Below are 12,473 nucleotides of genomic sequence, written 5' to 3'. Positions count from 1 at the left end.
TTTTCGCCAGAGAATCAACCACCCGGGTAACCCATGTCTGAGCTCCTATTCTCTTGAATAAGCTGTTAGAAATTTTGTTCCCTGGTTCTTACCGCGCCCCATCAGTACCATTCTTATTAACCGATCAATAACGTGAGCTCCAAGCTTGCCTCAGTAGATAGAGTCAGCAGCGACAAGGAGGCATCCCCCATTCGAGGTTTAAACTGTTTAAAAGAAACTTCCAGTTTCTTCTGCAATAGGTTGTTAATGTTTCGGAAAGGTTTCCTTAAATAATCAGAGCGGATAACAAAGACCGAACTGCGTTTTGTCATTGGGTCAAATGCACTGATGTCCTATCTTTATTTACTCGATTTTCTTATTGAGGATAATTTATTTTTAATCCGAGGCTCCAATCCTCCGGTCTTTATTCTCATTTTTCAGATTGTCATCGATCTTCTTTTAAAGAATTGTTGTTTGTTTAGTAGCTATCTTTGGGAAAGATAGAGGTGCTGGAAAGAGTCGAAGAAGTAACTGTCTCCCAGCAGTTTCTGCTCTGCTTTTGGTTAATGTCCAGCCATGACATCTTCATGACGGTAAAAAAAATCGATCTTAGAATGCGAGCTTTGACAGTTTTCGATAATTTCCTCTCTCCTTTGTTCAACCATAAGAACGCTGCTCACGAAAATGATTTCGGGGTCGATGAGGCCCAGCAGATTGAGCGAAGAGGGGAAATCTGGATCGGCCAGTAGAACATTTTCTGACAGGACAGAACCGTATCCAGCATTTCTCTTTGATGAGGGGTATTTGAGTTTTTACTCATACGTGGGAATCGCTCCGACTGCTAATTCACCATTCTGATGAAGCTAAACGTATGAGAACTGAGCGAGTGTTTTTCCTCTTTTCCTGAATGTAATAGTTTGTTAATTTCTATGCTACGTTTTTTTCATCAAGATGAGGATGGAAGGAAGATTGCTAATTTTTAGTGCAACCTCGGAAAAACGAAGTGCAAAGGATTAAACGATTAGAGTTTTCATGTAGTGAGAGTCAAAGTTGAGAGCGCTGACAACGTGTTAGCAAAAAGTTTTTCGAGGATCTCCCTGACCGAGAAATGTAAGAAGGAAGTATCCCAAGAGTAAGGAATGAAAGAATGGATAAAGTTTATAAAACCATTTGGAGCAAGACTCGTAAAACGTTCGTAGTCGTCTCCGAGACAGCAAAATTCCATTCCTCAGAAAATTCGAAAGCCATCTCAACCTTTGCCTCCTTGGCTTCATTTTTCGTACTTCTGAGTCCGATAATTGCGGCAGCTGCAGATGTGAGTGTAGATGAAGCAAAGTCGCTATCTGCTAGAACGATTTTATCTAATGACACTTTAGTTAATACAAGTACTTCTGTTCCTGATGCTAAGGCTCTAGTTATCGGTGTTAATGAGAAAGCACAACAAATTGTTCCTTTGCCTGATTCTCCGACCAATGTTCTTGATTCTGAACTTGGATTCATGAATGTTAAGAACGTGGCTGGAGGCTTGTTCATCAATAATGGTAAACATTTTGTTCTAGTCGGAAGGTCTGTTGATGATTCAAATCCGGATCCGATTGAACTAGCAGACGGTGCGGTGTGGGTCGGATCTAGTGATGGAAAAGGTACCCAGTCTCAACTGATATTGGGCGATTCAAGCTCAGCAAAAATAATGAAAGGGCACCTGAAGGAACTCAATGTTGGTATTAATCCGTCCTCTCCGAATCAGGGCGGAGCTGGGGGCATCGTTGTCGTCAGAAACGGCGAGTTCTCGGTTGACACGCTCAAAAACGGAACTGCCAGTCAAGATGCAAACTATAACGGTATTGAGATTGGCTCGGAAACTGATCGTGAAACAACGTTAAATGTTCTTACTTACGAATCCTACGATTGTGGCTCTCTCGTTAATTACGGTAATTTCAATGTCGATAGCATCACAAGCATAAACAGCGGTAATCGAATTGACAATCGTAATGTTCTGACGGCTAAGTCTGCAAACTTTACCGGAGTGATGACGAATTCCGGAAATGCACAGATTGGCTCTCTCACGCTTAATTCGTCTGGAAATTTAAACAATATCAATTCAACATTAACTGTAGACAATTTTTATCTAGAAGGTGACAGTAGGGATGGAAACTACCGCGGCGGACTGAAAAATCTTGGAAATCTGACTATCTCTGTACGAGGAGGAACTGCAGGTGATTTTGAGAATGCTCAAGGAGGTACAGTTTCTGTCAAGGAGGATTTCTATCTCACAGCCAACGGAACTCTTGTTAATAAGGGAGGGATGGAAGTTTCGTTTTTGACAGCCGTATCTACGACCGAAACCGCTAAATTTATAAACACTGGAAACTTTACCATCCTCTCTGATAAAGGGAACAGCTCTCTTGGCTTTAATATAGAAAATACTTCGGGGGCCTCTTTCACGATCAAAGGGCCGCGGAGCAGTCAAGCTTCAACCACATTCACGGTCGGTACTTTCACCAACGAAGGTTCCTTTAGTTCTGAGTCTGAGCTTCTTTATCTGGGAACAGGAGCCACTCTTAAGAACAGCGGAACCATCCATCTGCACAGTATCTATATTAACGGAGACGGTCTGTTTGAAAATACAAATAAAGGCAATTTCGCAGATACTGGGACAGTTCAATTGGACATGAGTTCAGGCACTCATGTAGGCTTGTCCAACGCTGGAACGATTGAATTAAACAACCTGAAACTCAATACAGGGAAGCTGTCCAATGCAGGGACTCTTTCCGTGACCAATGCCGAAATAAAGCCTAGCGGTTTCGTCGAAGGGGGCGTTTTGATTTCCGGATATCTTAAGAATCAGGGATTCATTTCGGGGATAACTATAAAGGTCGCTAACGGTTCGAGTTCTGGAAATCTTATAGCCAATGACACTTTTTGGGTCGAACAAGGCGGCCAATTTACTAATGAAGAAAACGGTACCATTGAAGCTTCCAACGGAATAATTGTAAAAGGTGAGTTGGTCAACAACGGTGGGTTGTTCTCCGAAGGTACTTCATCAGTTGTCGAAAACACAGGCAAATTTACAGCACAATCGGATACGAAGTTTAATAATCTCACCCTTAAACAAGGTGCAACTTTGAAAGTTGAGAAGGGTGAAGTCATTGTTACGTATTTGACGGCTGAAGGAACGACCTACACTCAGACAGAAGGAACATTCAAAGCCGAAAACGGATGGTTTAGCAATTCCATACTCAACATCCAAGGAGGAGTTTTGGATGTAACTAAATCCAATAAAGAAGGAACTCTTGGAAACAATACAGTCAATATTTCCGGGAATAACGTTACTCCATCCATAGATAACAACGCACCTCCTGACGACAAAATTAAATACAAAGATGGTCTTACTCAGGTTGTAATCAGCTCTCTTACTTCCGACTCTGTTGTGAACATCAAAGCCGGAGGTCTTTTAGTAGTTGAGAGTATTGACTTAACTGAAAACAAAAAGACATTAACACTTGACGGCGGTGCTATCCAGACATCTGCTGATCAGATCTTCTATCAGACGAAGAAAGAAGTCCTTCCTTTGGATGATAAGGAACCAGTTCAATCAGTTGAGCTCCCGGGAAATTTAGTGACTTCTTCCGTGGGCGCGGTTAAGGACAGTGTAAAAGCCGGTCTTACTTTGAAGAGTGGCAATCTAGTTTTAGACGATAAAACCTTTTCAACCTCTCTTGTGTCGGAAGTTACCGAGTCTCTTGCGAGCGCATTCGGTTCCGCTACTAAGCTTACCGTAAACTTCTTAGGGGTTGCTTCGACGACTATCTTTAATATCGAAGAAGCAGAGAAGATGGCTTCAAATTTACAAGCAAACGTCGTGCTGAACGGGGTGACCCTTTACAACGGAAAAAACGAAAACGATGATCCTGACTGGTTGAATGTTGGTCAGACTAGCCCGGACTTGCATCCGGGGAAGGTCTTAGAGGCAAGTATGGGTTTCAAGAATATTGCATTGGCAACTGGGGTAACGATTGCCGATGGCAGAGAGCTTGCACTGGTAGGTAATATTGCTGGAACTCTTTCCGATTCTGACTTTTCCTCGAACTTGAATAAGCTGCTTACGAGTGCCGATAATGGCGGGACAATTTTCGTAGTCAAGGGCACGCTTACGCTTGGTACCAATGGGGCGCCCGAGTCTTCTGTTGGATGGGTCAATGCTTCTACAGTGGATCAAGAGGGCCATATCAATGTCAAGAACGGACAGTTTGCGATTTGGGATTTAAATAATGAAGAAGGCAATGTATTTATAGCTTCCAATGCCGCTCTGCATGTAAACAGGTTAAGAGGTGAGGGAACGACAATTAATCAAGGTCAGTTTCTTCTAAAGGATTACATAGACGATAAAGCAAAATTTGAACTTAACGGTGTTTTTACTAATTCTGGTGCCAATTCTGTATTGGATGCTTCTTCGGTTGAAAATTCCGTTGTGAATAATAAGCTGACCAACGAAGGTACAATCATTTTCAAGAATCTGACTGTCTTGGGCAGTCTTATTAATGACGGAACAGAGCAGGGTGAGAGCTTGACGGTAAATGGTTCTTATGAAGGATCTGGATCCTCCGTTTGGAACAGCGTTTCAGTAGAAGAGAAGGGTTCCGTGGAATTTAGCGGAAACTTCACTGTGACTGAGGATTTGACTGTTGAAGGCGAATTAGAGAATGCTGGAACACTGTCTTATAAGGACGCTATTGTTGTAGAAAATGCGACTATGACTAACGGCGGAATTGAATCCGGAGAGTCACTTACGTTGGCTGCCGGTGCGGAACGTATCAACAAGGGATCGAGTTCTTTTCAGAAGATCCAGGTTGATAAAGGTGCCATTTATGAGAACAAAGGAACTGAATCCGGCCAGAACATGACCCTTAACGAAGGATCTGTTTACTCTTCAACCGGGCAAGCCCAATGGAAGCTTGTTACGATACAAAATGCTGACTTTAATTCGAGCGGCACATTTGCAGCAGAAAACTTTGCTTTAAGTGCAGGAGCCGTGTCCTTAACAGGCGGAGAGTTCAAAACAGCAAATGCGGTACTCGATGGCGGAATAATTACTGTGGGAGATGCCTTAGGTGTAGCTTCAGCGAGCGTTGAAATGGGTTCGAGCGCTTTTATCAAATCGATGATTTCCGTCCTTAACGGCTCAGAACTCGGTTTTGGTGTCGGTGCTTTGGCTTACGCGGAAACGCTTAATGCTCCCAAAGGCTCTGCCAATCTCGCCATGACGCAAAAGGTGATTCTTGCAGAAGGCTCAGGCCTTACTGTAGGAGAAAATACCCATCCTGCTGCGCAAGAGGCATCCGGTACAACAAGCCTCGTTTTCGGGGATGGAACAACGACATTGGTAGATTGTTCACTTCTCAAAGATGGTACGGGCGTCTTCTCTAGTAATGGGCAAGCCGCATCACTGACGGTTGCCCCGACGGCAACTCTTATTCTTGGCAATATCGAGGAAGCCGGTGACTATACCGTTGTGAGCGGCTTTGATACTGCAGACAACGTTTCCGGCAATGGCTGGACGGGTGGATGGAGAGGAGACAAGCTCTATGCTTTAGCCCAAGACGGAACTGGCATTAATTGGGAACTGGAACTGCATAACGATGCATCCAGGGTGTGGGTAAGTGCCATCCTTAATGATGTTCTTTCTATGTATCCGGATATTGCGGTTCCAAACATTGCCAATGATGAACTTCGTCATGCTCAGAAAGATGCTTTCACATACGGCGTTTTAAGGCGCAAGGACTTGTCTGCAGCTGAAAAGACAGCAATTGTTAATTCTGCGGCAAATATAAGTTTTGCGAGTGGCGCTCTTTCTGCAGGCTTCAATGACCTTACAACTGCTTTGGATTCCGTAGAGAATCGAGTATCAATGAAAGGAGAATCCTTTACAGACGAAGGCTTGATGCGTGATTGGACGCTTGGAAACAATCTCTGGATTGATCTGACTGCCGGAAAGCAAAAATATAAAAGGTTTGCGGCAACAGGAATCGGTGAGGCTGGTTATAAGACTGATGCATTCGGTTTTACGCTGGGCTTTGACCGCAAAGTGACATCGGCTTCGATTTTGGGTGCGGCTTTCAGCTACAACCGAGGTTCGCTGGATTCAACCGGAGATGTGTCTAAAACGAAAAATAAATACAATTCCTACGGAATTCACGCCTACGGTGTTTACAGTCCTAGTTCCCGCTTAAACGTTGTCGGAACGTTAACCTATCTTAGAAGTTCCTCTGATATTACCCAGTATATAAATGCCGCAGGTTTCGGAAACGCCGATGCTGATGTAAAGACCAATTTGTTTGCTGCGGGAATTCGTGTGGAAACAACCTTGAAAGCTAGAAGTTCAAGTGTTGTTCCTCATGCAGGAATCCGCTATTTGTACGCTAAGAGCGAGAAGTACGATACCAAGGTTGATGAAAAGAAGATCTGGTCAAACAAGACCAAAGCAAATAACGCCGTTCAATTTCCGATTGGTGTTGCACTTCGCGGCGATATATCGGCTGCTCACGGCTGGAATATTCGTCCGCAAGCTGACCTCACTTTCATACCGCAGGTTGGAAGCACTAATCAGCGGACAACATTGACAGATGTAAACGGCATTTCTGACAGCATAAGCGGTGAATTTGCAGGAAACTTCGGGACGAATATGAATTTGGGTGTTCAAGCTGATAAAGGTGGTACCACATTCGGATTGCTGTACGGTTTTACAGGAGGTTCTAAAGGTAAGGCTGACCATACCTTACGGCTTGAAGCTCGCTGGCGCTTTTAGCCGGTAAAGAGGAGAAGTTTCGTTGAATATTCAGATTGAGCAACGAGATTCCTGATGATTTGTATGATTGCAATCACGACGAGTACTAGCTATCTTGCACTCGTGCCCAGAAAATTCTCTATGACTCGATTTCAATTGGCTAGTGAAAACTTTTCTGGGCAGATTTTCATATTACTGTCGCTGCGTACACCTCTCAGTTCACTTAGTCTTCGTAAGAGCCGCGATCTGTAGATTTCTAGTGCAGCAAAAGAGGCGCCTTCGTTAGAAGTGCGCCTCAAAAAACCTAATTGAAAGATGATTTTCAGCTTATTAAAGATGAATCATTTCAGCCGTTGGTTTATTAGAAACTGTGGCTAATACCGCTGCACAGAGTCCATGAGTTAAATGTTGAGCGATAAGAGCCGGTGTTGAGAAGTTTGTTGGCTTTGCCGTAACCGCCGTAAAGATAAACTAAGGTGCGGTTGCTCAAAGGATACTCATATGCTGTTCCGGCGGACCAAATGTTGTATTTCTCGTTTGTGGAATTAGACTTCCCGTGGGCGTAGTTGCCTTCAAGTTTCCACTCGCCTCCGGCAATCTTATAGCCAATAGCTGCAGTGACAGCGTGCTGAGATACGCCTTTATTTCCTTGTTCGGCATAATTCCATCCGGGAAGCATCTGGCTGTTGTGGGCATACTGGTAGGCAGCCCAAACCGTCCAATTGCCAAAGCCTTGCTGACCGCCCAAGGTGAAGAGCTGAGTTGATTTTGCATCAAGGTCTTTGTTGTCGAGCATTTCCCACATTGCACTAAACACAGTGTCGTTATGGGCGTAATCTAGGCCGATGCCGTAGTAGTGGGAATTCTTAGACCATTTCTTATCGTCTTCTCCCGTGCTGTTTAAGCCGGTGCCGTTGGAGTACATAGCAGTGATTGTTGCGCCGCTAAAGGACGGGCTCTTGTAGATAACAAGATTGTCCATGCGGTCTGTGTTGATAAAAGCACTTGCCATATTGCCGTCTGTGTAGTAAGACGTCCAAAGAGCACCGCCGTGCAGAATAGTGTAGGTGCCGCAGTCAGAAGACAAACCGCCGGCTCGGCCAAAAGCGAATTCGCCCCAGTTGCCTTTAACCTGCAAAAGAGCTTCGCGGCTGAATGCTTTTCCACCATAGGCTTCGCTTCCGTCATCAGCGTTGAATCCTTGTTCGAGAATAAAGCCGACGGAATTGCCGTTGCCCAGATCCTCGACGCCTCTCAAGCCGAATCTGCTTCCGGCGTAAATACCGTTATCTAATTTCACAACGGCACTTTCACCTTTGTGTTTGGTGACGGTGACTGCTTCGTCAATTACTCCGTAGAGTGTGACATTAGAGGCTGCCATTGCATTGAACGACAATGCGGCCAGAAGGGCGGCAGGAAGAATTTTTTTGATCATTGCAAAATCTCCTTAGTTTGAGTTGCAGAGGTTTATAAGAGTACTTGAGAAGGACATTTAGACGCTTTGGTAAAGCGTTAGCCAAGTTAGCTATGCGCGTTTTCCTTGTGGAGATTTGCTGACAACACATCAAGAGCGCAGTAAGTAACTAGCATTTTCTTTCTCATAAACTATACCGTCTAGCCGGTTTAGTTAATATGCAAATATTAATCTCATAATTGCTTTTAATTAATCAGGATTTTTCCTAATAAAATGAAAAAGTTCCGGCAGAGAAGTTCTGTAATTGGAATTGTCAAGAATTCATCCGGCTCCAAACAGAGTTTCATAGGTCCTCTAAAAAGTACAAGGATCTGTCTTTTCATAGTTGCCGGCGGCTTTAAATAATGAGTACGCTTGGACAAATTTATATTAAGAATTCCAAAAATGCTATCTCTATCATTTTGTCTTCTTTTGCCTTGATGCTATTTCTCACGAGATCTATAGATAATCCGTCTTGTCGGAAATCGTTAGAAGACTCGGTGGTTAAAGGAGTTGAAGGATGGACTCTTGATTAAGCAACTCATCTGCCGTAAAGTAAGAGGAGAGTAATCACAAATTCAAAAATCAGCATGGTTTCATTTCCATGAGGAGGAGGGTGGATGGATATAGTTGATAAGTTTGTGAATCTTTCGATTCGTGTCGGATCTACAATTGAAGCTCTTAGCAAAGTTCCGGAAAACTTGTCGTGCGTCTTGATGACCTTTCAGGCGACCTCAAAAAATCCTTTAAGTCCTACTGTATCTGAGGCTCAGATCTTTTTGCAGACAGCCGGAAGCTGGTTGAGCCTGACTCCGGATGAGTTGGTGCAGGCCGCTAATTTGGTTCGGCCGCCGCTTTTTGCTCATATCAACTTGAATCATCTTTTCGAAAGAGTTGAGAAACGCAGAAAGGATGAGCGGGAAAAGAGAAGACTTTTTGCTCTTCAAAAAGAAAAAGAAAATGAAGAGAAAAAAATCAACAAAGATGATGATATTAAGTACATGAAGGAAGCCATGGATTGTGCACGGGCCGCAGAAGAGAGCGGTGAAGTCCCTGTAGGCGCAGTTGTGGTTGACGAGAAAGGTGTAATTATCGGCCGAGGATTTAATAAAGTGATCGGAGACGCCGATCCTACCGCCCATGCGGAAATCATGGCCATTAGACAAGCTGCAAAAGTCAAAAAGAATTACCGTCTGGAAAATTGCACGCTATATGTCACGCTTGAACCGTGCCCAATGTGTGCCGGCGCTATTATGAATTCCCGCTTTAGCCGTTTGGTCTACGGAGCCTCCGATGAAAAGGCGGGTGTCGTTGATAATGTATGCAAACTCTTCAGTTACCCTACACTTAACCACCATACAAAGACTACATCTGGGATTTGCAGTCAAGACTGCCTTAAATTGCTGCGCGATTTCTTCGAAAAGAAGAGAAAAAAGGAGAGCAGCAATTGAAGAAGAAAATTGCAGGCATTGCAGCCCCTAGCGGTAATGTATTAAATCTTGAAGACGTAAAGAAAGCGGCTAATCTTTTAGAAGAAGACGGTTGGGAAGTGAAGCTCGGTAAGTCCGTCCTGACTTCCTTTCAACGATTTGGAGGTGTCAGTGACGAGGCGCGTGCCGAAGATTTCAATCGGCTATGCGGGGAGTGTGATTTTGTCCTAGCCGCGCGGGGAGGTTACGGTTTAAACCGCATCCTTTCCACAATTGATTTTGAAGAGATTCATAAGAGAGGAGTGTGGGTTGGAGGCTTCTCGGATATCACATTATTTTCTTTGGCATATCTTGCTAAGTATCAAGGCAAAAGTTTGCATTGTCCGACAGCAAGCGTGTTAGGAAAATCTTCCATTTCTGCCTTTAGTATTGAATCTTTTCGGACGGCTTTATCTTCAAAACGATATGCCATTGAGTTTGAAACAGATGCTGCAGATTTAAAGGTTTCAGGCACTCTTTGGGGAGGAAATTTATCCGTCCTTGTCTCGGCTCTAGGGACACCGTATTTTCCCGATATTGAGGGAGGAGTTTTATTTCTGGAGGATTTGGCTGAACCTGCCTATAAAATCGAAAGAAATTTACTTCAATTAGCTCAAGCAGGAGTTCTACAAAAGCAGCAAGCAATCGTTTTGGGTCACTTCTCTCATATAAGAAATTCCGCTCACGACTTTGGCTACTCCATTGAGGATGCAAAAGAAATCTTGCGAAAGACAATCAATGTTCCTGTAATCGAAGGGCTCCCTTTCGGGCATGTTGATGTTCTTTGCACACTGGTGATTGGGGCTCCGTGCTGTCTTAGCGTAAACTCTAGGCATTGCACATTAACGATTTCGGATGCCCCGAACTTCTAGTCATGAATTTAAAAGATCTCTACAAGAAATTTCGAACTATTTTCGAACCAGGTCCTAGAAGTTATGATCCCCGAGACTTGGGTCTGACTGCGCCCGACCTTAAAAAGAAGCTTCAATTAAGCCAATTAGCGCAAATGAAGCATCATTCCTCCGCTTCAATTCTTACCCGGTTTATTTTTTGTGTGCTCTTCGCATGTCTGACTTGGGATTCGATAGGCGGGGGAGTAATGGCACTATGGGTTGGATTTGTACTGATGCATAGCCTTGCGGGGATTAAATCGACAGATGATTTTTTTGAGTGCCCCGACGTTGAGAAGCAGTTCAAGTTCTGGAAAAACCGTTCTCTTCAAATGGTTTTTGTTTCAGGATTGTCATTCGGTTTTGCCGGTTTCTATTTCATGATTCCGGGCAATACTGAAGTTCAAATGCTTGTTATCGCCTTAATTATTGGTGTTTCTTTCGGAAGCATGTCTCTTTATGCATGTTGGCTTCCTGCATTCTGGGCGTTCCTCCCGACAGTACTGCTGCCGACGATGGTCAAGCTGGCGATGATTTATAACATCTCTTTTGGAGTAGCTGCCTTTTGGGTTGGAATTATCCTTCTTATCCTCTGGTACTTCTCAACGCGCCTCAATGAGATTTACTCTCTGTCTCTATTCAGAAATTTTGAGAAAGAGTATTTGGTAGAAGAGTTAGTCCAGCAGCGCCAGGCCGCTGAACTGGCAAAAGAAGCCGCAGAAATGGCCATTGTGTCTAAAACTAAGTTTTTCGCTGCGGCCAATCATGACTTAAGACAGCCTTTGCAGGCCATGGGCATTTTTATTTCTGTGCTGGAAGCTCAAGTCCCGCCTGACAGTAAGCCCCTGGTCGATAATCTATCCCAAGCATGTAATCAGGTAGCAACTTTGGTGGATCAAATTTTGATCCTCTCAAAATTGGATTCCAGAAGCATCAAAATCAATCCTACAACCTTTTCTTTGGATGAAGTGTTTGAGGAAATGAAGATCGAGTTCGCATCCGTCGCTGAAACCAAGGGAATCCAATTTGTTCTTGATCCTATTTCTGCGACTATCTGTACCGATGCCCAGCTTCTTGAACGAGTTATTCGAAATTTGCTTTCCAACGCTTTCAGATACACCTCATCGGGAAAAGTGGTTTTGAGAGCAAGACGCGGGTTGAAAGATACTTTGGTTATTATCGTCGCTGACACCGGCAACGGCATCGATAAGTCTGAAAAGCAAGATCTCTTCAAAGAATATTATCGAGGAAAATCCGGATACCAGGCAAAAGAGGGTTATGGCTTAGGACTTTCTATTGTCAAAAAGATTTGTGATTTGCTGGACTTCTCCATTTCTTTCCGGTCCAAGAAAGGTTCAGGTACAGTATTCCGTGTCGTTGTGCCTCTTTCGAGAGATTTGCATCAGGTCAAATTACTTAATAAACCGGAGCACTCTAAATCTTTCTTCTCGCTGAAAGGCAAGAGAATACTAATTATCGAAGACGATCCTTTAATCCGCCGCAGTGTTCAGGCTTTATTAGAAGCGTGGGGTGCAAAAGTTAAAGTTGCGGAACACTATGATGCTCAGCTTGCAGCGGAAATCGTGGTTTCTAATCCATTGGATCTGATATTGACTGACTTTAACTTAGGGCCCGGACATTTGACAGGGCTTCAGGCGACACTGCGTATAAGAAGCGCTGTCGGTAAGAGGATTCCTGCCATTGTCATGAGTGCGACTCCGAGAGAGGAGGTCATGAGACATTATGAAGAAGAGACAGAAGGTTTAAATTTCAGCGAATACGGTACTGACCTAACTGATTTGCCGACAATTCTTCAAAAACCTGTTTCACCGAACGAAATTAATAAAGCTATTTCAAGGCTTTTGAATACGAAGCACACTTAGTACAAATACTATTCT

The 12,473-nt window shown here is 43.8% G+C and carries 6 protein-coding genes; 5 read left to right on the top strand and 1 reads right to left on the bottom strand.

What is annotated here, in order from left to right; translation table 11 throughout:
- Positions 1-470: 470 nt before the first annotated feature.
- Together RDK53_RS02280 and RDK53_RS02275 are read left to right on the top strand one after the other, a co-directional pair.
- Complete coding sequence (locus RDK53_RS02280; protein WP_308513100.1) at positions 471-728, top strand: hypothetical protein; 258 nt, start codon at positions 471-473, stop codon at positions 726-728.
- A gap of 398 nt (positions 729-1,126) precedes the next feature.
- Positions 1,127-6,784, top strand: a complete 5,658-nt coding sequence (locus RDK53_RS02275; RefSeq protein ID WP_308513099.1) for an autotransporter domain-containing protein — start codon at positions 1,127-1,129, stop codon at positions 6,782-6,784.
- Between the two features lie 340 nt (positions 6,785-7,124).
- On the opposite strand, the gene RDK53_RS02270 is transcribed toward RDK53_RS02275, so the two are convergent.
- Complete coding sequence (locus RDK53_RS02270; protein WP_308513098.1) at positions 7,125-8,198, bottom strand: porin; 1,074 nt, start codon at positions 8,196-8,198, stop codon at positions 7,125-7,127.
- A 638-nt stretch (positions 8,199-8,836) separates the two neighbouring features.
- Here RDK53_RS02270 and tadA point away from each other — a divergent pair.
- Genes tadA through RDK53_RS02255 form a run of 3 tightly spaced genes read left to right on the top strand, consistent with a single transcriptional unit; the run spans position 8,837 to position 12,458 of the window.
- The gene (gene tadA, locus RDK53_RS02265; protein ID WP_308513097.1) at positions 8,837-9,667 is read left to right on the top strand and encodes a tRNA adenosine(34) deaminase TadA; all 831 of its coding nucleotides are present in this window, start codon (positions 8,837-8,839) and stop codon (positions 9,665-9,667) included.
- Positions 9,664-10,557: an LD-carboxypeptidase gene (locus tag RDK53_RS02260; RefSeq protein ID WP_308513096.1), complete on the top strand. Its 894-nt coding sequence runs from the start codon at positions 9,664-9,666 to the stop codon at positions 10,555-10,557. The genes tadA and RDK53_RS02260 overlap by 4 nt, the downstream gene beginning before the upstream one ends.
- 2 nt (positions 10,558-10,559) lie before the next feature.
- Entirely contained in the window at positions 10,560-12,458 is a 1,899-nt protein-coding gene (locus RDK53_RS02255; protein ID WP_308513095.1) for a hybrid sensor histidine kinase/response regulator, read from the top strand.
- Positions 12,459-12,473 lie beyond the last annotated feature (15 nt).

This window comes from uncultured Turicimonas sp. (assembly GCF_902477955.1).
Classification (GTDB): Bacteria; Pseudomonadota; Gammaproteobacteria; order Burkholderiales; family Burkholderiaceae_F; genus Turicimonas.
Note: the sequence above shows the minus strand (reverse complement) of the source record. Positions and strands in the feature narration are given on the sequence as shown.